20 protein-coding genes and 2 tRNA genes are annotated in these 24,084 nt (G+C 70.1%); 12 read left to right on the forward strand and 10 right to left on the reverse strand.

Translation table 11 applies throughout. From position 1 onward, the window contains the following. Both ACQEV2_RS28215 and ACQEV2_RS28220 read right to left on the reverse strand, forming a co-directional pair. Entirely contained in the window at window positions 1–1,371 is a 1,371-nt protein-coding gene (locus ACQEV2_RS28215) for an ABC1 kinase family protein (RefSeq protein ID WP_433047269.1), read from the reverse strand. Continuing rightward, a complete protein-coding gene (locus ACQEV2_RS28220; RefSeq protein ID WP_433047272.1) occupies window positions 1,364–2,518 on the reverse strand; it encodes a TOMM precursor leader peptide-binding protein in 1,155 nt (384 codons plus the stop codon). The genes ACQEV2_RS28215 and ACQEV2_RS28220 overlap by 8 nt, the downstream gene beginning before the upstream one ends. Window positions 2,519–2,886: 368 nt before the next feature. Here ACQEV2_RS28220 and ACQEV2_RS28225 point away from each other — a divergent pair, with 368 nt between their 5' ends. From ACQEV2_RS28225 to ACQEV2_RS28240, 4 genes are all read left to right on the forward strand, one after another. Beyond that, on the forward strand, window positions 2,887–3,483 hold the full coding sequence (locus ACQEV2_RS28225; protein ID WP_433047274.1) for a M48 metallopeptidase family protein: 597 nt from the start codon (window positions 2,887–2,889) through the stop codon (window positions 3,481–3,483). A gap of 161 nt (window positions 3,484–3,644) precedes the next feature. Further along, entirely contained in the window at window positions 3,645–5,450 is a 1,806-nt protein-coding gene (locus tag ACQEV2_RS28230) for a TerD family protein (RefSeq protein WP_433047276.1), read from the forward strand. Window positions 5,451–5,463: 13 nt separating this feature from the next. Further along, the gene (locus tag ACQEV2_RS28235) at window positions 5,464–6,144 is read left to right on the forward strand and encodes an AIM24 family protein (RefSeq protein WP_433047279.1); all 681 of its coding nucleotides are present in this window, start codon (window positions 5,464–5,466) and stop codon (window positions 6,142–6,144) included. Window positions 6,145–6,161: 17 nt separating this feature from the next. Further along, a complete protein-coding gene (locus tag ACQEV2_RS28240; protein WP_433047282.1) occupies window positions 6,162–6,917 on the forward strand; it encodes an AIM24 family protein in 756 nt (251 codons plus the stop codon). A 168-nt stretch (window positions 6,918–7,085) separates the two neighbouring features. On the opposite strand, the gene ACQEV2_RS28245 is transcribed toward ACQEV2_RS28240, so the two are convergent. Together ACQEV2_RS28245 and ACQEV2_RS28250 are read right to left on the reverse strand one after the other, a co-directional pair. Then, window positions 7,086–7,613: an NUDIX hydrolase gene (locus tag ACQEV2_RS28245; RefSeq protein WP_433047285.1), complete on the reverse strand. Its 528-nt coding sequence runs from the start codon at window positions 7,611–7,613 to the stop codon at window positions 7,086–7,088. Next, a complete protein-coding gene (locus tag ACQEV2_RS28250) occupies window positions 7,610–9,070 on the reverse strand; it encodes a zinc-dependent metalloprotease (RefSeq protein WP_433047288.1) in 1,461 nt (486 codons plus the stop codon). The genes ACQEV2_RS28245 and ACQEV2_RS28250 overlap by 4 nt, the downstream gene beginning before the upstream one ends. A 192-nt stretch (window positions 9,071–9,262) precedes the next feature. Here ACQEV2_RS28250 and ACQEV2_RS28255 point away from each other — a divergent pair, with 192 nt between their 5' ends. The 4 genes from ACQEV2_RS28255 (at window position 9,263) to ACQEV2_RS28270 (ending at window position 12,840) form a co-directional block, all read left to right on the forward strand. Beyond that, on the forward strand, window positions 9,263–10,375 hold the full coding sequence (locus tag ACQEV2_RS28255) for an SDR family oxidoreductase (RefSeq protein WP_433047291.1): 1,113 nt from the start codon (window positions 9,263–9,265) through the stop codon (window positions 10,373–10,375). A gap of 376 nt (window positions 10,376–10,751) precedes the next feature. Further along, window positions 10,752–11,213, forward strand: coding sequence for a molybdenum cofactor biosynthesis protein MoaE (locus tag ACQEV2_RS28260; RefSeq protein ID WP_433047294.1), 462 nt, complete (start codon window positions 10,752–10,754; stop codon window positions 11,211–11,213). Between the two features lie 254 nt (window positions 11,214–11,467). Continuing rightward, complete coding sequence (locus ACQEV2_RS28265) at window positions 11,468–11,632, forward strand: hypothetical protein (RefSeq protein WP_433047297.1); 165 nt, start codon at window positions 11,468–11,470, stop codon at window positions 11,630–11,632. Window positions 11,633–11,742: 110 nt separating this feature from the next. Then, a complete protein-coding gene (locus ACQEV2_RS28270) occupies window positions 11,743–12,840 on the forward strand; it encodes a YlbL family protein (protein ID WP_433047300.1) in 1,098 nt (365 codons plus the stop codon). Between the two features lie 141 nt (window positions 12,841–12,981). Here the strand turns inward: ACQEV2_RS28270 and ACQEV2_RS28275 are convergent, their stop codons facing one another. Continuing rightward, window positions 12,982–13,524, reverse strand: coding sequence for a PPA1309 family protein (locus ACQEV2_RS28275; protein WP_433047303.1), 543 nt, complete (start codon window positions 13,522–13,524; stop codon window positions 12,982–12,984). Window positions 13,525–13,688: 164 nt separating this feature from the next. On the opposite strand from ACQEV2_RS28275, the gene ACQEV2_RS28280 reads away from it, so the two are divergent. From ACQEV2_RS28280 to ACQEV2_RS28295, 4 genes are all read left to right on the forward strand, one after another. Then, the gene (locus tag ACQEV2_RS28280; RefSeq protein ID WP_433054838.1) at window positions 13,689–16,643 is read left to right on the forward strand and encodes a UPF0182 family membrane protein; all 2,955 of its coding nucleotides are present in this window, start codon (window positions 13,689–13,691) and stop codon (window positions 16,641–16,643) included. 57 nt (window positions 16,644–16,700) lie between these two features. After that, window positions 16,701–16,774, forward strand: a tRNA-Met gene (locus ACQEV2_RS28285). 241 nt (window positions 16,775–17,015) lie between these two features. After that, the gene (locus ACQEV2_RS28290) at window positions 17,016–18,935 is read left to right on the forward strand and encodes a sel1 repeat family protein (protein ID WP_433047306.1); all 1,920 of its coding nucleotides are present in this window, start codon (window positions 17,016–17,018) and stop codon (window positions 18,933–18,935) included. A gap of 326 nt (window positions 18,936–19,261) precedes the next feature. After that, a tRNA-Met gene (locus tag ACQEV2_RS28295) sits at window positions 19,262–19,335 on the forward strand. A 49-nt stretch (window positions 19,336–19,384) separates the two neighbouring features. On the opposite strand, the gene ACQEV2_RS28300 is transcribed toward ACQEV2_RS28295, so the two are convergent. From ACQEV2_RS28300 to ACQEV2_RS28320, 5 genes are all read right to left on the reverse strand, one after another. Continuing rightward, entirely contained in the window at window positions 19,385–20,533 is a 1,149-nt protein-coding gene (locus ACQEV2_RS28300; protein WP_433047309.1) for an ABC transporter substrate-binding protein, read from the reverse strand. Continuing rightward, window positions 20,530–21,393: an ABC transporter permease gene (locus tag ACQEV2_RS28305; RefSeq protein WP_433047312.1), complete on the reverse strand. Its 864-nt coding sequence runs from the start codon at window positions 21,391–21,393 to the stop codon at window positions 20,530–20,532. Before ACQEV2_RS28305 ends, ACQEV2_RS28300 begins: the two co-directional genes overlap by 4 nt. Next, entirely contained in the window at window positions 21,390–22,178 is a 789-nt protein-coding gene (locus tag ACQEV2_RS28310; RefSeq protein WP_433047315.1) for an ABC transporter ATP-binding protein, read from the reverse strand. Before ACQEV2_RS28310 ends, ACQEV2_RS28305 begins: the two co-directional genes overlap by 4 nt. A 233-nt stretch (window positions 22,179–22,411) precedes the next feature. Beyond that, window positions 22,412–22,828, reverse strand: coding sequence for a Fur family transcriptional regulator (locus ACQEV2_RS28315; RefSeq protein ID WP_433047318.1), 417 nt, complete (start codon window positions 22,826–22,828; stop codon window positions 22,412–22,414). A gap of 277 nt (window positions 22,829–23,105) precedes the next feature. Beyond that, a complete protein-coding gene (locus ACQEV2_RS28320) occupies window positions 23,106–23,498 on the reverse strand; it encodes a CBS domain-containing protein (RefSeq protein ID WP_433047321.1) in 393 nt (130 codons plus the stop codon). Window positions 23,499–24,084 lie beyond the last annotated feature (586 nt).

Raw genomic sequence — 24,084 nt, forward strand, 5'->3', positions numbered from 1 at the left:
TCACGCCTCCGCTGCCGACTCCTCCTCGCCGGTCTCCTCCTCCGGTGCGAACCCCGGCAGCCACTCCTCCAGCTCCTCGCGCAGCCGTACCGTGGCGCCCAGCTGGCACAGCACGCCGATAGTGCTCAATGTCACGCGGTGGATGAGGAGGTAGGCCGGGGGCAGGTTGAGCTGCTTGCCCAACTGGTAGGCGGGGGAGCGGGGGTCGGCCACGCGGGCGGCCTGGCTGCGCATCCAGCCGCGGGTGAAGGTGAACTCGTCGACCTGGGCCGGTTCGATGATCGGCAGAAGGTAGTCGAGGACCGCGTCGGGATCCAGGTCTATTGATTCCTTGACGAAACCCTCGGCGCAGAGGAGCTCGTAGACGGTCTCCGCCTCGCCGTCCAGGGTCATGCGCAGGGAGTCGCCGATGGGCGTCGGCAGCCCCCCCGGGAGGCGGTCGACCGTGCCGAAGTCCAGGACCCCGAGCCGCCAGTCGTCCTCGCCGTCCGGGCCGCCCGGCAGGAGGCGGAAGTTGCCGGGGTGCGGGTCGGCGTGCAGCAGGCCGGTACGGGCCGGGCCGGAAAAGAGGAAGCGGGCGAGGAGCTGGCCGGCGCGATCACGCTGCTCCTGGGTGCCGTCCGAGATCACCTCCGAGAGCGGCACGCCGTCCATCCACTCCGTGATCAGGACCTGCTCGCAGTGATGGACCACCGCCGGCACGACGACGTCCGGGTCGTCGGCGAACTCCTCCGCGTGCACCTGCTGGGCCTGTGCCTCCAGGCCGTAGTCCAGTTCCTCGGAGACGCGGTCCTTGAGCTCCGCGATCAGTGGCTTGATGTCCATGCCGGGAATCAGCGGACCCAACAGCCGGGCGAAGCGGCTCAGTTGGTTCAGGTCGGACAGCAGGGCCTCGCCGGCTCCCGGGTACTGCACCTTGACCGCCACCTCACGGCCGTCGTGCCACACCCCCCGGTGCACCTGGCCGATCGAGGCCGCTGCGGCGGGCTTGTCCTCGAACTCCAGGAACAGGTCGTGCCAGTCCTCGCCGAGCCGATCCCCCAGCACCTTGTGCACGGTGCGCGTCGGCATCGGCGGCGCCGCCTCCTGCAGCTTCGTCAGCGCCGCGCGGTAGGGGCCGGCGATCTCCTCGGGCAGGGCCGACTCGAACACGGACAGGGCTTGCCCGAACTTCATCGCGCCGCCCTTGAGCTCACCGAGCACCTTGAACATCTGCTCGGCGGTGCGCTGCTGCAGCTCACGGCCGACGATCTCCGCGGACTCGCCGACGATCCGCTTGCCCAGTCCCCAGGTCGCCCGCCCGGCGAAGCCGAGCGGGAGCGCGGCGAGCTTGGCAGTCCGCGTGACCGCCTTGCGGGGAAGATCAGACATGCGCCCTCCAGGTCCCAGCCGGCCGCTCCGCGTCTGCCTTACGACTCGACTCCTTCGACGGCCGTTGCTCCTCCATTGTCTCGTGCGACTCCTCGTCCTCGGAGGGGTGTTCTCCCTCACCTTTCTCCGCGGCGCCGCAGGGGCATGCCGGGTGCGCCCACACGGGCCTGGCGTGCCAGCTCAGACCGGGCAGGGACACCTCCCAGCGTGCACCCGCGCTCGACGGAACGTGGCCGTCCAGGAAGGCCAGGGCGTGTGCGGCCGCCAGCCCGGCGACCGTCGTTGCCAGCGCGAGATCGCAGGGCGGCACCTGGGGCGTCCTTCCCGAGCCCGAGCGCCACTGTGCGACCAGGCGGGGCCAGGCCGGGTCCCGGTCGGTACGCCCCTCGTTGAGACAGCCGGCGCAGCCGGTCTCGCCGGGAAGGACCAGGGGGCCGACGATGCCCGTTCCCTCCACGACACCGGCGTACAGATGGGGCGTACCGGACGTGATGAGGGGTTCGGCTGCGGACGGGGAGGGCGCGTGCACGGCGACGTCGTCCCGCGGGGCGATGATCACCAGGGAGTGGCCGGTGCTGTCCTCCCCGAGTGACGACCGAGGGCCGCGGCGGGGTGGACGGTCCGGCGCCGAGCGGCGTGCGGCGCGTCGCGCGGCCTCGTCCCTGCGGTCGCCGACCGCCTCGGCGGGCAGCCCGCCCGGCGCCACGTCCCAGGGCTCGACACGGCCGACGTCGCGTACGTCGACCTCGCCGACGCCCGCGCCCGCCAGCAGCGAGGCCACCACCGCACCCACCCGGCCGGCGCCCCTCACCTGCACGCGCAGCGAGCGGCGGGCGGCCAGGCGGCCGATCGCCCCGCCCGGCTCGGACGTGGTCAGGGACAGGGAGGCCAGATCGGGGCGCAGCCGGTCCAGAACCTCCTTCTTGCCGCGCAGGGCGTCGGCGGCCGGGCCGCCTCCCTTCGCGTCGTCGAGCAGTCCGGCCCCTGCCAGCCGCCGCACCAGCTCGTCGACATGGCCGTCCGGCAGATCCATACGGCGGCCCTCCTCGCGCAGCAGCTCCGGCCCGCGGGTGCCGTTGAGCAGGTCGAGGAAACTGCCCGTCGCCGTGTCCATCGGACCCAGCGTCATCGCGTGCGCCGGAGTCATCCCGAACTGCACGGTGTTGAGATCGCGCCACCCGCGCCTGAGGGCGGGTTTGACCAGTGGAGCCGCTGGAACCGTCGTATGCGATGAGTCTGCCGAATATGACGAATGTGCCGAGTGTGCGGAAACTGTCGAAACCGTCGCGTGCATGAACTGGCCCCCGTAGCCGTCGTGGAACGTCCCCGTGTGCCGATGGAGCTCGGTCGCAGCTCCGCCGGTGACTGCCAGCATGCCCCGCCGCGGCGCCCGGCGTCGAAAGTTGTCCACAGGCGGTGGATATTTGTCGTACAAATCAAACGCATGGTGGGGGATCGGGATCGAACCGTCCCGGAGTCGGGACTTCCCCCATGTGCAGCGGGTAACGTCGGGGCGTGTCCGCCGACCCACTGCACCGCGCCGGAACGCCACAGCGCAGTACGACGAGCCCGCCGACGAGCGGCCCGGGGGCGAACGCGATCGAGGTCCGCAGGAGCGCCCGGCGCCGCCGGACGGTCTCGGCGTACCGCGAGGGCGATCGCACCGTCGTGCTCATCCCTGCCCGGATGTCCGAGGCCGAGGAGCAGCGCTGGGTCAACGTCATGCTCGACAAGCTGGCCGCCCAGGAGAGCAAGCAGGTCCTCGGCGACGCCGAACTGGCCGAGCGCGCCGAGCAGTTGTCGGCCCAGTACTTCGACGGCCGCGCCCGGCCCAGCTCGGTCCGCTGGGTCACCAATCAGAACACACGCTGGGGCTCGTGCACTCCGGCCGAGGGCAGCATCCGTCTTTCACACCGCCTGCAGGGCATGCCCGAGTACGTCATCGACTACGTCCTGCTCCATGAGCTCGCGCATCTTCTGGTGCCCGGTCACGGGCCCCGCTTCTGGCGGCTGCTGGAGGCGTATCCCCGCACCGAGCGCGCCAAGGGCTACCTCGAAGGGGTCGTCGCCGCCGAGCGACTGCCCCATGTGCCCGGCGCGCGCGGCGAGTGACCGCGCCCTCAAGGGCCCCCGGGCCCTCCCCGGAGGCAGTGCTTCCGGTCCGGCCGGGCAAGCGTTGTGTACCGGGTCTGTACCGGCTTCGTCCGATGTCCGAGTTTGCCGTTAGCCTGGCGCGACGCACTCACATTCGGGATGGGGGACGGTCGTTACGCATGGCCAGGGAATTCCAACGCGGCCACAAGGCCAGGATCAGTGACCTCACCGCGGGCACGGATCTGTACGTAGGGGTACAGATCTCCGCCCCAGGGCTGAGCTTCGACATCAGCTGCTTCGGTCTCGACGCCGACGAACGGCTCTCGGACGACCGCTACTTCGTCTTCTTCAACCAGCCGAAGACCCCCGAGGAGTCCATCCAGCTCCTCGGCGCCCAGGCCGGCGACACGGAGTCCTTCCGGGTCACGCTCGACAAGATCCCCCCGCAGATCCAGAAGCTGTCCTTCACGGCGACGATCGACGGCGCCGGACAGATGTCGCAGATCAACCCCGGGTACATCCGTATCGTCGCCGGCGGCGAGGAGGTGGCCCGGTACGCCTTCAACGGCTCGGAGTTCTCCACCGAACGTGCCGTGATGCTGGGCGACTTCTACCTGAAGGACGTCTGGCGGTTCGCCGCGGTCGGACAGGGCTTCGACGGCGGCCTCGATGCGCTGCTGAAGAACTTCGGCGGCGAGGTCGCCGAGGAGGAGGCGCCCGCCGCCCCGCAGCAGCCGCAGACCGGCGCCGCTCCCAGTTTCGCCCCGCCCGCCCAGGCCGCCGCGCCGCCCACGTTCGGCGCCCCGGCCGCCCCGGCAGCGACTCCCGCGCCCGCCCCTGCACCGGCGCCCGCCCCGGCCCCGCAGCCCGCCGCCCAGGGCTTCGCGCCCCCGCCGGGCTCCACCCCGCCGCCCCCGGCCCCCGCACCCGCGCCGTCGGTGCACGCCCAGCCCACCATCGTCGCGCCCGTGACTCCGCCCGGCGGCACCCCGCCGCCCCCGGCCCCGGCGCCCGCGCCCTACGGCCAGCCGGGTCAGCCCGGTCAGCAGCAGCCGTACGGTCAGCCCGGCCAGCAGGCGCCCTACGGTCAGCCCGGCCAGCAGGCGCCGTACGGCCAGGCTCCCGCTCCGAGCGCCCCGCCGCCGCCCGGTTACGCCCAGCCACAGGCCCCGCAGGCCCCGGCCCCGCCGCCCGGTTACGGCCAGCCGACCCCGCCGCCGGGCTACGGCCAGCAGCCCCCGTACGGCCAGGTCCCGGGCCAGCAGGCCCCCTACGGAGGCCCCCAGGGTGCCCCGCAGGGCGCACCCCAGGGCGCCCCTCAGGGTGCCGGTGTGGCCGGGGCGCTCCAGCAGTTCAAGGAGACGCCCACCGGGCAGCGCTGGACGCAGCAGAACAAGAAGCTGATCCGCGTCGACCTCGGCATCGGTGGCCAGCCCGTGCTGGCCCGGCAGGGCAGCATGGTGCTGTACCAGGGCAAGGTGGACTTCAGCTACAAGGGCGCCGGCTTCGCCGGCCGGATCGTGGGCAACGCGACCGGCCAGGAGATGCAGCTGATGCGCTGCACCGGCCAGGGCCAGGTGTTCCTCGCCGAGAACTCCACGATGCTGCACCCCATCGAGCTCCAGGGCGACGGCGTCTGCGTCTCCGCCGAGAACGTCCTCGCCTTCGACGAGAGTCTCCAGTACGAGATCCGCCGCATCGAAGGCCACGGCATCCCGGGCGGCGCGCTGTTCACGATGCAGTTCACGGGCACCGGCACGCTCGTCGTCAAGACGCACGGCACGCCCGTAGTGCTGCCCGTCACGCCCACGACGTTCGCCGACGCCAACGCCGTGGTCGCCTGGTCGTCCGCCGCCCAGGTGGTCGCCTCCAGCCAGGTGCGGATGCGCCGCAACGCCTACCCCGGCGCCACCGGAGAGAGCGTCAATCTCCAGTTCCGGGGCGCGCCGGGCAACTTCATCGTCGTCCAGCCGTACGAGATCTGAGGGAGAGCCCGTCATGAACCAGCCGCTCGCGGGCTACGCCCCCGCACCCGTCGGCGCCCGCATGGAGAACCACGGCAACCACATGCTGAAGGTCGCCATGCAGACCGGGAACGACCTCTTCGCGCGCGTGGGGTCGATGGTCGCCTACGAAGGCTTCGTCCAGTACGAGCCCAACCCGCCGGCCGTGCGCCAGATCGCCAAGGACTGGATGACCGGCGAGGGGGCGCCCCTGATGAAGTGCACCGGGGACGGCCTGCTCTACCTCGCCGACTACGGCGCCAACGTCGTCGTCATCAACCTCAACGGCGACGGCATCTCCGTCAACGCCACCAACCTGCTCGCCTTCGACGCCCACCTCACCTGGGGTGTCGAGCGGGTGAAGGGCCTGGCGAAGTTCGCCGGGCAGGGGTTGTGGAACACCAAGATCTCCGGGCAGGGCTGGGTCGCGCTGACCTCCCGGGGCAAGCCGATCGTCGTCGACTGCGGCGGCGGCGAGGACGAGACCTACGTCGACCCGGACGCGCTCGTCGCCTGGTCCCCGAACCTCAAGGTGAAGGGCAAGCGCAGCTTCAAGGCGCAGTCGCTCATCGGCCGGGGCAGCGGCGAGGCCTACCAGATGGCCTTCTCCGGCCAGGGCATCGTCGTCGTCCAGCCCAGCGAGGACAGCACCGACCGCCTCCGGATCCGGGGCTGAGGGGGAGCAAGAAAGCCATGCAGAGCCCGCTTTTCGCCTACAACGACCAGCAGAGCCAGGAGCGCTGGAGCCTGCAGAACAAGCAGATGCTCCGCGTCGTCCTGGAGGGTCACGACGACATCCTCGCCCGCAAGGGGACCATGGTCGCCTATCAGGGCATGGTCGAGTTCGACGCCGAGTACCAGAGCAACCAGCAGGGACGTGCGCGTGCGCACACCGGCGAGGGCCTCGACCTCATGCGCTGCCACGGGCAGGGCACGGTCTACCTCGCCAACCTCAAGCAGCACGTCCACGTGGTGGACGTGGACCAGGACGGGCTGACCGTCGACAGCAGCTATGTGCTGGCCATGGACTCCTCGCTGCACCACGAGGTGATCGCCGTCGACAGCCTCTACGGCATCTCCGGTTCGGGGAAGTACCAGCTCAACATCACCGGCCGCGGCAAGGTCGCCCTGATGACCTCGGGCATGCCGCTGATGATGCAGGTGACGCCCGACAAGTACGTCAACTGCGACGCCGACGCGATCGTTGCCTGGTCGACCGCCCTGCGCGTCCAGATGCAGGCCCAGACGCACTCCTCCGGGGTGTGGCGGCGCCGCGGAAACACGGGTGAGGGCTGGGAGCTCAGCTTCATGGGCAGCGGCTTCGCACTCGTCCAGCCCAGCGAGATGCTGCCGCCGCAGAACGCCCAGATCGGCTCGGGCCTCGCCGCGCAGTACGGCATGGGGCAGCAGGGGGCCCGGGGACAGAACCAGGGCAACGTCTGGAGCTGATCGCTCCGCGGGTTGGGCCGAGGAGCTTCGGGGGCTGCGGCTGTCTCTTCGCCGCGGGACGTGTGTGGCTGGTCGCGCAGTTCCCCGCGCCCCTTCGGGGCGCGGCCCAACCGTCCGGAAAGAAGGTGTAAGGGCCAACCGCCGTTGCGGCCGGCCCTTACATGTGGTTCAGGCCGCGAGCCTCGCGCGCGTGGCCTCCAGCAGTCGTACGACCGACTCGTCCGCCACGTCCGCCACCTCGTCGTAGGCGAACCAGCGCACGTCGAGGGACTCGTCGCTGATGGCGTGCTCCGCGTCCGGCGGGGCCAGAACGGCGTACTGGACGTCGTAGTGCCAGTGACACGGGGACGGGATCGGGTGCCGGTCGAGGCGCACCGGGCCGCCCGGCAGCAGCGTCAGTCCCGCGACGCCGGACTCCTCCGTGGCCTCGCGCAGTGCCGCGGCCTCCAGGGAGGTGTCCTCCGGCTCGCAGTGGCCGCCCATCTGCAGCCACATCTGCAGCTTCTTGTGGAGCGTGAGCAGCACCCGCCCGCGATCCGGGTCGATCACCAGCGCGCTCGCCGTGATGTGCCCGTCCCCGCAGGCCTTCCACATGCCGTCCGGGTGGGCCTCCAGATGCTCCAGGTAGGTCTGGCGCAGATCTGCCTGGTCCTCGTAGCCCTTCAGTACGAGGACCGCGTCGTCGTGGAGGCTCACTCGGTGCCGTCGCCCTTGTCGTCGCCCGTGGAGCCGTCGTCCTTCTTCAGGTTCGGCTTCTCCGCGGAGCCGCTCGCCGCCTCGCCGAGCATCTTGTCCAGCTCGGAGAAGTCGATCTGCTCGCGGTGCACGAAGCCGTCGGGGTCGTCGAGGTCGGTGGCCGTCGGCAGCATGTCCGGGTGGTGCCACAGGGCGTCACGGCCGTCGACACCGCGCGCGTCGGTGAGCGAGGCCCACAGGCGGGAGGCGTCGCGCAGACGGCGCGGGCGCAGTTCCAGGCCGATCAGCGTGGCGAACGTCTGCTCCGCCGGGCCGCCCGAGGCACGGCGGCGGCGCAGCGTCTCGCGCAGCGCGTCCGCGGACGACAGGCGTGGCTTCGCGGCCGCGTGCACCACCGCGTCGACCCAGCCCTCGACGAGCGCCAGAGCCGTCTCCAGACGAGCCAGGGCCGCCTTCTGCTCGGGCGTGTCCTCCGGCTGGAACATGCCCTGCTGCAGGGCGTCCTGCAGTTGCTCCGGGTTCTGCGGGTCGAACTGGCCGACCACGTCCTCCAGCTTGGCGGTGTCGACCTTGATCCCCCGCGCGTAGCCGTCGACCGCCCCGAACAGGTGCGAGCGCAGCCACGGCACGTGCGCGAAGAGGCGCTGGTGGGCGGCCTCGCGCAGGGCGAGATACAGCCGCACCTCGTCCTTCGGCACGCCCAGGTCCTTGCCGAACGCCTCGACGTTCACCGGCAGCAGCGCCGCCTTGCCGGCCGGGCCGAGCGGCAGGCCGATGTCGGTCGAGCCGATGACCTCGCCCGCGAGCACACCGACGGCCTGCCCGATCTGCGTGCCGAACATGGCGCCGCCCATGGAACGCATCATGCCGATCAGCGGGCCGGCCATGGCCTGCATCTCCTCCGGCAGGACGTCACCCATCGCGGTGCCGACACGCTCGGCGACCGGGTCGACGAGTTCCTGCCAGGCGGGCAGGGTCGCCTCGACCCACTCCGCGCGGCTCCACGCCACGGCGGAGCCCGCGCCGGACGGCAGGGACGTCGCGTCGTCCAGCCACAGATCGGCCAGACGGATGGCTTCCTCGACCGCTCTGCGCTCGGCGGGGCCCACGCTCGCGTCCTTCGTGCCGTCGGCGGTTCCCTGGGAGACCGTCTGGCGGGCGATCTGCTTGGCCATGTCCCAGTTCACCGGGCCGCCCTCGTACGAGAGCATCTGCCCCAGCTGCTGGAACGCGGCGCCCAGGTCGGTGGGGTTCAGCGAACCGAACATGGCTGCGAACGGATTGTCGGCACCTGGGCCGCCCGGGCCGCCGAAGCCCCCGGCTCCGGGCAGGCCGCCGAACCCGAACGGGTTGGCCGGTCCCTGACCACCGCCGCTCTGCTGGTCCTTCTTCTTGCCCTCGTCGCCGTCTTCCGGCTCCTCCGGCGGAAGGCCGAATCCGAATGGGGTGTCACTCACGGGATTCCTCGGCTGGTAAGGCCACCGGCTGGCACCGGCGGCGCGGCTGCCCGATAACACCACCCAGCGTAGACACCGCGAGCCGATCGGGCCTCGGTGCTTCGCCGACTCTTGGCCTGCGGCAGGATGGATGCCACCTGGTACGGACGCGTCACTCGCGTTCGTACTGAAGACAACCGCTGGAGACGCCCGGTGAGTTCCCCTGATCCGCAGGTTCGCGCAGCGCGAAACCGGTCAACCCCTCCCGCCGCCCGCGGGCCCGTCGTCGCGGTGACCGGTGCCGCGTCCGGTGTCGGCGCGCTCCTCACCGAGCGGCTTGCCGCGTCGGACGAGGTCAAGCAGGTCATCGCCATCGACGAGCGGCGCGGTGAGTGCGCGGCGGCGCAGTGGCACATCCTGGATGTGCGGGATCCGGCCATCGCGGACAAGCTGCGGGGCGCCGACGTGGTCGTGCACCTGGCGCTCGATCTGGATCTGGAGACGGATCCGGCCGCGCGGACGGCGTACAACGTTCGGGGGACGCAGACCGTGCTGACGGCCGCGGCGGCGGCCGGGATCCACCGGGTCGTGCTCTGCACCTCCGCGATGGTGTACGGGGCACTGCCGGACAACGAGCTGCCGCTGTCCGAGGACGCGGAGCTGCGGGCGACGGCGGAGGCCACCGGCGTCGGGGACCTGCTGGAGATCGAGCGCCTCGCACGCAGGGCGCCGCGGGCTCACCCGGGACTCAATGTCACGGTTGTCCGGCCGGCGGTGCTCGTGGGCGGCACGGACACCGCGCTGACCAGGTACTTCGAGTCACCCCGGCTGCTTGTCGTCGCCGGGTCGCGACCTGCCTGGCAGTTCTGCCATGTCGAGGACCTGTGCAGCGCCCTGGAGTACGCCGTCCTGGAGAAGGTCGACGGAGAACTCGCCGTCGGATGCGACGGATGGCTGGAGCAGGAGGAGGTCGAGGAGCTCAGCGGGATCCGGCGCATGGAGCTGCCGTCGGCGGTCGCGCTGGGCGCGGCGGCCCGGCTGCACCGGATCGGGCTGACGCCCTCCCCGGCCGGGGACCTGGCCTACACGATGTACCCCTGGGTGGTGAGCGGGAGCCGGCTCCATGACGCGGGGTGGCGGCCGCAGTGGACCAACGAGGAGGTGCTCGCGGAGCTGCTGGAGGAGGTCTCCGGTAGGCATACGGTCGCGGGGCGTCGGTTGGGCAGGAAGGACGCGACCGCGGCGGGTGCCGCGGGGGCCACGGTGGCCCTGTTGGGCGCGGCTGCCGTGGTGCGGAGGGCCCGGAAGGCTCGGCGGCGGATCTGAGGGTGACGTGTGCGGGGTGGGCGTCGGGGTTTCTCGCCCCCGCCGCCCCTACCCGTCCCATCCTGATGGGGCTCCGCCCCTTCGACCCCGCCAGGGGGCTTCGCCCCCTGGACCCCCGTCGGCCCCTAAAGGGCCTCGTCCTCAAACGCCGGACGGGCTGAAATGCCGGGACCGGCGTCAAGGAGGCGAGCCCCCTGCGGGTGGGGGGATCGGGACGATGGCGCGTCTTCTCGAATGCCGGACGGGCTGAAGAGGAAAGGCGAGCGGCTGTAACGAACCGATGGGCCGACCCTGTAGGAGGCTCCAAAACACCACGCACGCGTGCCGGGCGATAGCGCTATTCCCCCTGGTTCCGCGCGTGAGGCACGATGGGCGCATGGCTACCACGAACGACCACCCCGGTGAGCAGGCCGCTCAGGACCCCATCAAGCTGATCGGCATCCGCGAGACGCCGCTCTCCGTGGACGAGGTCTTCCGGGCCGTCGGGGACGACGCCGCCGGCGGCATCGCGCTCTTCGTGGGGACCGTGCGGAACCACGACGGCGGTGCCGACGTCGACGAGCTCGGCTACTCGTGCCATCCCAGCGCCGAGGCCGAGATGCGGCGCATCGCGGAGAAGGTCGTCGCCGAGTATCCGGTGCGGGCACTCGCGGCCGTCCATCGCGTCGGAGAGCTCAAGGTGGGGGATCTCGCCGTGGTCGTCGCCGTCTCCTGCCCCCATCGCGGGGAGGCCTTCGAGGCTTGCCGGAAGCTGATCGACGATCTCAAGCACGAGGTGCCCATCTGGAAGCACCAGAAGTTCTCGGACGGCACCGAGGAGTGGGTCGGCGCCTGCTGAGCACCGACCTCCGGAATCCGCTGCCTGCTGAGCGGGAAGTCCGGAATCTGCCGCCCGCTGAGCAGGACCTCCGGAATCCGCTGCCCGCTGAGCAGGTCCGCCCGAACCCGTCCGCCTGCCGAACAGGGCCGTCCGAACCCTTTCCACCCCACTCCGGTTGCGTAACCGCACCCCTGGCGTGAGCGTTGTCAGTGCCAGTGGTTAATCTGCTGATCAGTCAGTTTGCGGTCACTCATTGGGGATGGGAGGACGGCATGGCGGCGCTCGCCTGGTTGCTGATTCCGCTTGTGGCTGCGATCGGCGCCGGTCTGTGGGGCAGTTGGGCCAACCGGACCCGGAAGGCTCGGGGCGACGGCCCGGAGCTCGACGGCTATGCCCGGTTCCGCGAGGCCATGGAGAGGCCCTCCTCCCGCACGTGATGCCGGACGGGGGGCGCGACATGATCGCGGGGCGGGTGGCACAGCGCTGACAGGTCACGGTCAGATAGCCCTGACGGGGCGCTGACAGGAGTGTCACGTACTGTCTTGCCATGCCACGCCGCACCGCGACGATGCTCGCCTCCACCCTGATGCTGATCGCGCTCCTGTGCGCGGGAGTCTTCATCCCCGTGCCGTACTCGGAGATGTCCCCGGGGCCGACGGTGAACACCCTCGGCGAGCACGACGGCGAGCCGGTGCTGCAGATCTCCGGGCGCAAGACCTATCCGACGACCGGGCATCTCAACATGACCACCGTCCGGGTCACCAGCGCCGACTACAAGATGAACCTCGTCGAGGCGGTCTACGGCTGGCTCGCACATGACAACAAGGTCGTGCCGCACGACACCCTCTACCCGGACGGCAAGACCGAGGAGCAGTCCACCCAGGAGAACGCCGAGGAGTTCAGCCAGTCCCAGGAGAGCGCCAAGGTCGCCGCCCTGAAGGCGCTGAACATCCCGGTGCAGAGCTGGGTCATCGTCTCGACCGTGGTGAAGGGGACACCGGCCGAGGGCAAGCTGCACGCCGGTGATGTGATCAAGGCCGTCGACGGTACGGCGGTGAAGGAACCCGGCGACGTCGCCGAGCTGGTGACCAAGCACAAGCCCGGTCAGGACGTCGTCTTCACGATCGTGCCGGCCAAGGAGCAGGCAGCCGCCGAGAAGGAGCGTCGGACGCCGACGAAGACCGAGAAGGTCACGATCAGGACCGCCGAGTCCGACGACAGCGGCGAGAAGCGCGCCATCGTCGGGATCTCCGCCGGGACCGACCACACCTTCCCGTTCTCCATCGACATCAAGCTCGCCGATGTCGGCGGCCCCAGCGCGGGCCTCATGTTCTCGCTCGGGCTCTACGACAAGCTCACCCCGGGCAGCCTCACCGGCGGCAAGTTCGTCGCCGGCACCGGCACCATCGACGACGACGGCAAGGTCGGGCCCATCGGCGGCATCGAGATGAAGACCATCGCCGCGCGCGACAAGGGCGCCCAGTACTTCCTCACGCCTGCCGACAACTGCGCGACCGCCGCCAGGGACGTCCCCGAGGGGCTCACCCTCGTCAAGGTCGGCACCATCTCCAACGCCCTCGACGCCTTGAAGGACATCCGCTCCGGCGACACCGCCGACCTGCCGAAGTGCACGACCAAGGACTGAGCGGCAGGCCTGAGTACGGCAGTGGGGCGCCCTTTCACCTCAAGGGGCGCCCCACTGCCGTACCAGCCCTCATCTACGGAACGGGTCTCGTCGGCTCCACCGTCACCGTCGCCGTACTGCTGGTCGCCGTACCGGAAGACCTCAGTCCGCGAACGTCGCCGCCAGCGCCTCCGCCAGGCCCGGGACCAGGTCCGGGCCGGTGAGGACCTCCGTCGGGGAGTCCTTCTCGCGCAGGCGCAGGGCCGACTCGCGGGCGCCGTCGCGCAGGACCGCGACCGTCATGCGGACCTCCTGGCGCTCGGGATGGTCCGCCACCCACTTCGCGAGCTTGGCCTCGCTCAGGCCCTGAGGCACCTGGGCCTCGGCGGACGGGGGCAGCATCAGGCGCTCGACGGTGAGCGCGCAGCCGGCCACCGCGTCGGGCCAGGCGATCGTGCCGAGGAACTCGTCGAGCGCCTTGCCCGTTGGAAGTTCGTCCTGCTCGATCGGGGTCAGGCCGGAGGACTCCTGCTCGTCCCCCAGGCCGAGCTGGGCGGCGAGGCCGGGTTCCTGGTCCCGCAGCCGTGCGGTGTCTACGAGGGCGAAGAGGCGGGCGGGCTGGTCCCAGCCGAGGCCGGAGGCGTACTCGTCGATCTCGAGAACGGCCCGGGTCAGCGGGCTCGCCGCCATGGGAGTGTTGGACATGGTCACAATCCTGCCTCGTTCCTGGGCGGAATCGGGAACTGAGTAAACGGTGAGTAAGTTGCATAGGTGTGGGCCCACGATCACGGGGGACCACGGAGGGTCCACGAAGACGCGGGCCTGACGGACCAACAGCGAACCTCGGGGTGCGAACCTTGGCTTTCCAGATGCCGGACCGCGGCGGAGGCCCGACCGGGCCACGGATCAGAGTGGGCCGCCCGTCCCGGCGTGTCCGGACGCTGCTCATGACACTGGGCGTCCTCGCCGTCCTCGGCATGGCCTTCACCATGTTCGCGGGCTTCTGGACGGACTGGCTCTGGTACCGGTCGGTGAACTACTCGTCGGTGTTCACGACCACGCTGTGGACGAAGATCGGGCTGTTCTTCGTCTTCGGTCTGCTGATGGCACTCGCGGTCGGCTTCAACATCTGGCTGGCCCACCGGCTGCGCCCGCCGCTGAGCGCGATGTCGATGGAGCAGCAGAGCCTCGACCGCTACCGCATGGGCATCGCGCCGTACAAGAAGTGGCTGCTGCTCGCGATCACCGCCCTCGTCGGTCTGATCGCCGGCGCCTCTGCCTCCAGCCAGTGGCGCACCTGGCTGATGTGGGTCAACGGAGTGTCCTTCGGGCAGAAGGACCCGCAGTTCAAGCTCGACGTCTCCTTCTACGCCTTCGACCTGCCCTGGTACCGGTTCCTGCTCGGCTTCGGCTTCGCCGCCGCGATCCTCTCCGTGATCGCCGCCGCGCTCACCCACTACCTGTACGGCGGGCTGCGCATCACCAGCCCGGGCGCGCGTGCCACGGCCGCGGCCACCGGCCACCTGTCGGTCCTCCTCGGCATCTTCGTCGCCCTGAAGGCGGTCGCCTACTGGCTCGACCGGTACGGACTCGCGGTGAAGTCCAGTGACTTCAAGGCGACCGACAACTGGACCGGCCTCAGGTACGTCGACGCCAATGCCTATCTGCCGGCCAAGACGATCCTGTTCTGCATCGCCGTCATCTGCGCGCTGCTGTTCTTCGCCACCCTGTGGCGGCGCACCTGGCAGCTGCCCGTCATCGGCTTCGGCCTGATGGTGCTCTCGGCGATCCTCATCGGCGGCCTGTACCCGGCGATCGTCCAGAAGTTCCAGGTCCAGCCCAACGAGCAGGCCAAGGAAGCGCCGTACGTCGAGAAGAACCTCAAGGCGACGCGCGAGGCGTACGGCATCGACGGCGCCAAGGTCACCGAGTACGCGGGCACGAGCAAGACCGAGGACAAGACCCAACTGCGCGACGACGTGGACTCCACCGCGAGCATCCGCATCCTGGACCCGAACATCGTCTCGCCGACGTTCCAGCAGCTCCAGCAGATCAGGAACTACTACGCATTCCCGACCAACCTGGATGTCGACCGGTACGACAAGGGCGGCAAGGAGCAGGACACGGTCATCGGTCTGCGTGAGATCAACCTCAACGGCATTCCGAAGCGGAACTGGATCAACGACCACTTCCGCTACACCCACGGCTACGGCGTGGTGGCCGCCGAGGGCACCAACGCCGACTCCCAGGGCCGCCCGGAGTTCACCGAGTCCGACCTGCCCTCCAAGGGCGATCTCGGGACGTACGAGCAGCGGGTCTACTACGGCGAGAAGACCACCATGTACTCCATCGTCGGCGGTCCCCAGAAGGAGATCGACTACTCCGACGACAGCGGTGAGAAGACCTACAGCTACGAGGCCGACAGCGGCGTCAGCCTCTCCAACCCGGTCAACCGGGCCGCGTATGCGGCGGCGTTCGGCGAGCCGCAGATCCTGTACTCCGGTGCGATCGGCGACGGTTCGCGCATCCTGTACAACCGCACGCCCAAGGAGCGCGTCGAGGCGGTGGCCCCGTGGCTGACCATCGACGGCGACGCCTACCCGGCGGTGGTCAACCACCGCATCCAGTGGATCGTCGACGCGTACACGACGACCAACGGATACCCGTACTCCTCGCGGACGACCCTCGGTGACACGACGGCCGACTCGCTGACCGCCAGCAACAACCAGCGAGCGGTCGTGGCCCAGCAGAACCAGGTCAACTACATCCGCAACTCGGTGAAGGCGACCGTCGACGCCTACACCGGCGAGGTCAAGCTCTACCAGTGGGACACCCAGGACCCGGTCCTGAAGACCTGGATGAAGGCCTTCCCGGACACGGTGGAACCCAAGAGCAAGATCTCGAACGATCTGATGGCCCATCTGCGCTACCCGCAGGACCTGTTCAAGGTCCAGCGCGAGCTGCTCACCCGCTACCACGTGAAGGACGCGACGACGTTCCTCAGCGGCAGCGAGGTCTGGCAGGTGCCGGACGACCCGACGAACAAGTCGGGCAACGCGGTGCCGCCGTACTACCTGAGCATGAGGATGCCCGACCAGGCGGCGCAGGCGTTCTCGCTGACGACGACGTTCACGCCGAACGGCCGGGACAACCTCAGTGCGTTCATGGCGGTCGACGCCGAGGCGGGCACCAGTGACTACGGCAAGATCAGAATTCTGAAACTGCCGACCAACACCACCGTCAACGGCCCCAGTCAGGTTCAGAGTCAGTTCAACTCCGAGCAGAACATCGCCGAGACCATCAGGCTGCTGAGAGGCGGCGACTCGGAAGTCGAGTACGGCAACCTGCTGGCGGTCCCGCTGGACGGCGGACTGCTCTATGTGGAGCCGGTCTACGTACGCGGTGGTGGACTGAAGTACCCGCTCCTGCGGAAGGTGTTGGTGTCCTACGGCGGCACCACCGCCTTCGAGGACACGCTCGGCGAGGCCCTCAACAAGGTCTTCGGAGCGGAGGGCCCGACCACCGAGCCACCGGACGAGGGCGAGGAGGAAGGCGGTACGACGCCTCCGCCGACCTCGGACAACCCGACGGTCCAGGAAGCGCTCAACGACGCCCAGAAGGCCTTCGAGGCCGGCCAGGAAGCCCTGAAGAAGGGTGACTGGGAGGCGTACGGCAGGGCGCAGGAGGACCTCGAGGACGCGCTGAAGCGGGCCGAGGACGCACAGGCGCAAGCGGACAAGGGCGGCAGCGGCGGTGGTGACAGCGGCAGCAAACCGAGCCCGAGTGCGAGTCCGAGCCCGTCCAGCAGTCCCACCGGCAGCTAGGGACGGCGGCTGATCAAATAGCTCACCCCGCGCCGTGATACGGTTGCTTCACAACGGCGCGGGGTGGAGCAGCTCGGTAGCTCGCTGGGCTCATAACCCAGAGGTCGCAGGTTCAAATCCTGTCCCCGCTACTGAAGTCGACGAACATGTTGACCGACATGTCGTACGACAGCGAAGGCCCGGATCCTGACAAGGGATCCGGGCCTTTGTGATGTGCGAACGCATGTGCCGCAGGGCGGGACGGCCACGCCGCCGTGGGGAGTTGGGAGAACTGTGTTTGACTTGTCTCTCTGTGGGCATGTCGACAAAACGCTGAAGTGACCTCACTGGCTGCGGTATACCAGGTGTACCCAGGTTGCAGGTGGTGCGACGATGGACGTTATGGGGGACAAGGCAACTCTGTTGGAGACAGGGCGGTTTGTGCAGCCTGCCGACTTTGTGCAGCCGACGGGCGATGTCGCGCAGCCGGCAGACAGTGCCTCGCAGCCGGTGGGTGATCTTGCGCAGCCGGAGGGCGACTTCGCCTTCGGCCGGCCCGTGGACCGGGACGAGGCGGGGGACGCGGTCGAGGAGGCCCGGCAGCGGCTCGCCGCCGAGGCCGGGGACGTCGAGGCGATGAGTGTCCTCGGGGCCATGCTGCTGCGCCGCGGGGACCTCGACGGAGCCGAGCCCCATCTGCGTGCCGCAACCGCAGCCGGGGACCGGGCCGCCGCCAACAACCTGGGAGTTCTTCTTCACCAGCGGGGATACGCCGACGAGGCCGCAGGATGGTGGCGGATCGCCGCCGTCGCGGGATCGGCCGCGGCCGCGCACGCGCTGGGGCGCCATCACCGCGAGCGGGGCGACGAACCCGCCGCCGAGTACTGGCTGCGGCAGTCGGCCCAGCAGGGACACACGCTGGGCGCGTACGCGCTGGCCGATCTGCTGGAGCACCGCAGCGACGACGCGGCCGAGCAGTGGATGCGGGCCGCGGCGGAGCGCGGGCATCGGGAGGCGGCGTACCGGCTGGCGCGGGCGCTCGACCGGCAGGCGGTGCGGGCGGGCGAAGACGGAGCCGACAACGGTGTAGGGCCGAGTGAGTCGCTGCTCGACGAGGCCGAGCAGTGGTACCGGCAGGCCGCCGCGCGCGGGCACCGCCGGGCCGCGCTGCACCTCGGGGCGATCCTCGAGAAGCGCGGGGAGCTCAAGGAGGCCGGGCGCTGGTATCTGACGTCCGCCAAGGACGGGGAGGCGCGGGCCGCCTGCGCGCTCGGGTTCCTGCTGCGGGACGCGGGGGACACCGAGAGCGCCGCCATGTGGTGGCTGCGGGCCGCGCAGGACGGCGACGGCAACGCGGCGAACGCGCTGGGGGCGCTGCACGCCGAGCGCGGGGAGACGCAGACCGCCGAGCGGTGGTACCGGGCCGCGATGGACGCCGGCGATGTGAACGGGGCGTACAACCTGGGGTTGCTCTGCGCCGAGCAGGGGCGCACCGCACAGGCCGAGCAGTGGTACCGGCGGGCGGCGTACGCCGGGCACCGCGAGGCGGCGAACGCGCTGGCGATCCTGCTGCTGCAGGGTGGGGACGCGACCGGCGCCGAGCCGTGGTTCTCCAAGGCGGCGGAGGCGGGGAGCGTCGACGCGGCCTTCAACCTCGGGATCTTGTACGCCGGGCGGGGCGAGGAGCGGGCCGCGCTGCGGTGGTACGAGCGTGCCGCCGCCGCCGGGCACACGGAGGCGGCGCTGCAGGTGGGGATCGCTCGGCTGCGGGACGGGGACGAGCCCGCGGCGGAGCGGCATCTGCGGTGCGCGGCCGGGGGCGGCAGTGCGGAGGCCGCGTATCGGCTGGCGACGCTGCTGGACGCACGGCGGCCGCCGGAGCCCGCGCATGAGCTCGGGGAGTCGGTGCACGAGAAGACCGAGTGCGAGGAGTGGTACGAGCGGGCGGCATCCCAGGGGCATCGGCGGGCGCAGGTGCGGGTGGGGATGCTGGCCGCGGCTCGGGGGGACGTCGTGGAGGCGGCTCGGTGGTACCGGGAGGCTGCCGAGGCCGGGTCGCGGAACGGGGCGTTCAATCTGGGGCTGCTGCTGGCCCGGGAGGGGAGTGAGCCGGAGGCTGCCGTGTGGTGGACGCGGGCGGCTGATGCCGGGCATGGGCGGTCGGCGTTGCGGCTGGCTCTGGTCTACGCGCGTCGCGGGGAGCTGGCGGAGGGGCAGCGGTGGGCTGATCGGGCGGTGACGTTGGGGCCGGCGGAGGTGGCTGAGCGGGCGGCTCGGTTGCGGGACGCTCTGCGGGAGGAGCTGTCGGCGTGACGCTGCGGTGGGCTTTGGGCGGGTGCCTGGAGCGAGGTGGGCTGTCTGGGGTCCGGCGTTGTGGCTGACGTCGGGTTTCTCGCCCCCGCCGCCCCTACCCGTCCCATCCTGAAGGGGCTCCGCCCCTTCCACCCCGCCAGGGGGCTCCGCCCCCTGGACCCCCGTCGGCCCTGAAGGGGCCTCGTCCTCAAACGCCGGACGGGCTGAAATGCCGGGACCGGCGTCAGAAAGTGAACGCCGGATGGGCTGAGGGATGCGGAGCCGGTGCTGGCCAAGTAAGCAATTTGCTTCCTTCCGCGTTGTTGACGTAATGTTGCGTTCACCGACGCGGGGTGGAGCAGCTCGGTAGCTCGCTGGGCTCATAACCCAGAGGTCGCAGGTTCAAATCCTGTCCCCGCTACTGAAGGCCTAGGGCCGGGATCCGTAAGGGTCCCGGCCCTAGGTGTGTTTCAGGGGAGGTGGCCCACCGCCTCCTCGTACAGGGCGCGGTTCACCGTTCGGGACTCAGGGAGGGGATCTCCCTCCGCTACGCCTTGGGCCTCGTAGGCCGACTGGAGGCGGGTTGTCGTGCCGGCCCGGATTTCCCAGTCCATGCGGAGGGACGGGGTGGACTTGAGGATCGGCTCCTCTGCCTTGAGGAGTTTGGCCAAGTATGTGACGAACGTCGCATTCTGCTTGTAGTCGGACGCGAAGTATGTGTTCACCGTGCGGATGTAGGCCCTGAGGAGGGCCACACCCGCCTCCACGTCGTCCTGCAGCAGCGTGCGGCCGTAGAGCATGCCGCCCAGAGGCTCGCCCGGTGGCTGGCCGCCGAGGAAGGCGTAGCCCTGCTTTCCGTCCACCTTGCGCCAGACCGGGTCCAGGAGCCACGCGGAGTCGACGCCGCCGTTCTGCAGGGCCGTGAGGACGTCGGCCGAGCCCAGTTGCTGGTACTGGATGTCGGCCAGGCCGCCACCATGCTTCTCCAGGGCCTTCTCCATGGGGTACGCGATGACCGAGCCCTTGCCGATCATCGTGCCCAGTGTGCGGCCGCCCATGGCGACGCGGTGCGCGGTGTCGCCCTCCTTCAGGCGTACCCACAGGCCGCTCTTCGAGTTCGGGGCGGGAGAGAAGTTGCCCGCCACCCACTTGATGTCGAAGCCGCCCTTGATGCCGTTCATGACCGCGGCCTCCGGAGCCGCCCAAAGGGCGTCGATGTCCCCCTTGGCCAGGAGGGGCAGGGCGTCCGGGGTCGGAAGCACTTTCAGCTCGACGTCCAGGCCCTCCCTCTTGAACTCGCCCTTGTCGAGGGCCACTTGCAGCGGTGCCACGTACTCGGCGCTCAGTGTTCCCGTCGCGATCGTCAGTTCGCGGGGCTCGGACAGTGGCTGCGGGGGAGGGGATCCGGGGAGGCAGCGGGCGGGTGTGCGGGTCGGGGAGCGGTCCTTCGGGTCCGTCCAGGACTTCGCGCCACAGCCTTCGACCGGGCGGATCGTGCGGTCGCCTGCCGCCGCCTTCGCCGAGGAGTCCGAGTCCTGTGGCGATGAGCATGCCGCCGATGCCAGCAGAGCTGCCACGGTGAGGACGGCTCCGTATGCATGCCCCTTCTTCCATCTCATGACTGGCCCCTTCCTCGGTCCCTCGGTGCCCAGGGGGTGAGCAAGCGGCCCGCGAAGCGGATCAGTTCGGAGAAGAGCACCCCCAGGACCGCGACGCAGACGATGCCGACGAACATCACGTCGTTCTGGAACAGTGCGCGTGAGTCGAAGATCAGATGGCCCAGGCCGTTCGTCGCGGCGATCTGCTCCGAGGCGACGATGACCAGGACCGCCACGCCCGCCGCGATCCGCGCGCCCACCAGGACCGACGGCAGTGACGCCGGGAGCAGGACGTGGCGGAACATCTGCCACCGCGAGGCGCCGAAGACCTGGCCCGCGTCCCGGTGGCCGGAGGGGATGGACATGACCGCGGACATCGTCGAGATCCAGACGAAGAAGAACACCGTCGCCGCCACCAACGCCACCTGGGGGCCCTCGCCCAGGCCGAACATGTTCAGGAAGACGGGCAGGAGGGCCAGTTTCGGTACGACGTACAGCGCGTCCAGGAGCGGTTCCAGGGCCGCTCGGACCAGAGAGAGGGAACCCATCAGGAGGCCGAGTGCGTAGCCTGCCGCCGTGCCGGTCGCGTATCCCGCCAGGACGCGCTTCAGCGTGGCCCACACGTCCGGCCAGAGGTCGCCGGCCGCGGCCCGGTCCCAGCCGTCGGCGAGGATCGTGGACGGGGCCGGATAGACGCGGTCGTCGATCCAGGCCTGGGTGGCGGCCAGTTGCCACAGGAGGATCAGGGCAAGGGGTACGGCGAGCGCCAGCGACAGCTCCAGCGCGCGTCGGCGGCGGTGGGTGCGGGTCGGGTGGAGCTCCTGCGGGCCGGGGCGGCGGACCAGGACCGAGTCGGCGGGTGGTTTCGTGAGGGTCGTCATGCCGGTACGGCCTCCTTCCGCAGCAGGTCCCACAGCTCGCTTCTCAGGGCGGTGAACTCGGGTGTGGCGCGGATGTCACCGGTGCGTGGGCGGGGGAAGGGCGGGCGGTGCTCGGCGATGATCCGGCCCGGGCGGGCGGACATCACGAGCACGCGGTCGCCGAGGACGATCGCCTCCTCCAGGCTGTGGGTGATGAAGAGCGTGGTCGTCCGCAGCGACTGGGTGAGGTCCAGCAGTTCGTCCTGCAGGATCGTGCGGAGCTGGGCGTCGAGCGCCGCGAACGGCTCGTCCATCAGCAGGAGTTCGGGCTCCACGGCCAGCGCACGGGCGATCGCCACGCGCTGCCGCATGCCGCCGGAGAGGGTGGCGGGGTAGGCGTGCGCGAACTCCGACAGGCCCATGCGGGCCAGCCAGTCGTCGGCTCGGGCGTTCGCCTCACGGCGGGGGACGCGACGAATGTCCAGGCCGAAGCGGACGTTGGCGCGGACGGTCTTCCAGTCGTAGATGCCGTAGTCCTGGAAGATCATGGCCGCCGGGCGCGGGCTCTTCGTGCGGATCTCCAGCGTGCCCGTGCTCGGGCGGAGCAGGCCCGCGGCGATGCGCAGCAGCGTGGACTTGCCGCAGCCGGAGGGGCCGACGACACAGACGAACTCGCCGGGGGCGACGGTCAGGTCGAGGGGGCCGAGGGCGGCGACGGTGTGGGGGGTTCGGCCGAAGGTGCGGGTCAGCTCGGTGGCTCTGAGTTTCGGATCACTCGCTTCGCGGTCTTGATACGGCTCTCCCACGGGGGCTCCTCGCGGGGTGCGGTACGGACTGGTGGGTGCCGTCGACGATATGACGGACCGTCAGATACGGGAAGGTTGCCCGCAGGGGTCGTAGCCGAAGGCTGTTCCGAAGGTCGTTCCGAAGGCTGTTCGGAAGGCTGTTCCGAAGGGCGTTCGGAAGGTCGTTCCGAAGGTCGTACGCAGCGCGAAGCCCCGGCGCCTCATCGGGGCCGGGGCTTGAAGGAGCCGGCGGTCTACGCCTTGGCGCAGTTCGGGCAGAGGCCGCGGTACGTCACCTCGACGTCCGAGACCGTGAAGCCGAAGCGCTCGGAGTCGGGGAGGTCGGCCATCGGGTTGCCCGTCGGGTGGACGTCCCGGATCGCGCCGCACTGGGCGCAGACCAGGTGGTGGTGGGGCCGGTGGGCGTTCGGGTCGTACCGCTTCGCCCGCTTGTCGGTGGAGACCTCGAGCACCTCGCCGAGGGAGACCAGCTCGCCCAGCGTGTTGTAGACGGTCGCCCGGGAGATCTCGGGCAGCTTGGCGACGGCCCGGGCGTGCACCTCGTCGGCCGTCAGGTGGACGTGATCGCCGGCGAGTACCTCGGCCACGACGCGCCGCTGCGCGGTCATCCGCCATCCGCGTCCGCGCAGCCGTTCCAGAAGGTCACTCATGGAGACCACCTTAACAGCAGAAGGACCAGGTTCCGAATGGGTGTGACTTTGGAGTTCGGCTTGACTTGGATTAAGTCCAAGTTAGGATCGAGAGCGGCTTTGGTCGGCAACCATGAGGCGCCTCTCCGCGCGGAGGGCGACGACTTCGGCAGGCGGCTGGAGGCCGCGGTCCTGGCTCTGCGCGGCTGAATACCAGCACTGGACCGCTTGCCGTGGTGGATGGGCCGGGTTCCTTCGGGGCCCGGCCCATCTGCGTGCCCTATTCCTGGGTCGTCGACTAGGCCGGCACGTGCTGCCGGACCGGCGCCCAGCAGCGGATGATGTCGCGGACCGAGACGATGCCGACGGGCTCGTCGTGGTCCAGGACGATCAGATGGCGGAAGCCGCCGTGCGCCATGGCGCGGGCCGCCTCCTCCAGGGTCCACGACGGGGCGGCGAACACGACGTCGTTGGTGGTGTGGTCGTGGGTGCGTTCGGTGTCGGGGTTCTGGCCGACGCCGACGGAGTTGAGGATGTCGCGTTCGGTGAGGATGCCGATACCGCCGGCGTCGGGGTCGTGGACCACGGCCGCGCCGACCCGACGGGCGGACATCAGTGCGGCGGCCTGGCGAAGGGTGTGAGTGGGGCCGATGGTGAGGACCACGGTGCTCATGGCGTCACGTACGAGCATGGATGGAGCCACCTCCTGAAGTGCCCCCACACCGTTTGTTCACTGATTCACAAATTCACAAGTGGGGGGACTTTCAGAGTGGCAGGCAAAGAGCGGGTCAACAAGGGGGCGCGTGCGGACCGCCGCGGGCGTGCGCTGTCGTCTCGTGCTTCTCAGTAGCGCTGGTATTGATCCGCCCTCCGGCGGGGTGTGGCTTTGGTCCGCATCCTGCCGGAGACCAGCGCGGTTGCTGTCGACGTTGGTCGTTGTTGGTCGTCGTCGGCCACCCTCAGACGGCCCGCAGACGACCCCGGCTGGGTTGGATGACCTGCGTGAATACCGGGCTTGGGATCGTGTGACTCCCCGTGCAGAGGCCCGCCTTGCGGCTGCGGACGGTGCGACCCCACTGTCCGGAGGTCTCTGATGGGGGTGGCGTCGCTACGGTACGGCGCGATTCGCGACGGCCTGAGGCGCAATCAGGAAGCCCGGGAGCGCGCTCGCTAGCCTCGGGCTTTCACGAGGTGGCCTGTCCGAGGCTTGATCACAAACGCGAGAAGTGCTCCTGACCTGGAACGATAGGACTTGTCGAGGGTCCAGATCATGCCGC

The sequence above is a fragment of the Streptomyces sp. CA-251387 genome, assembly GCF_050936625.1.
In the GTDB taxonomy this organism is placed as follows: domain Bacteria; phylum Actinomycetota; class Actinomycetes; order Streptomycetales; family Streptomycetaceae; genus Streptomyces.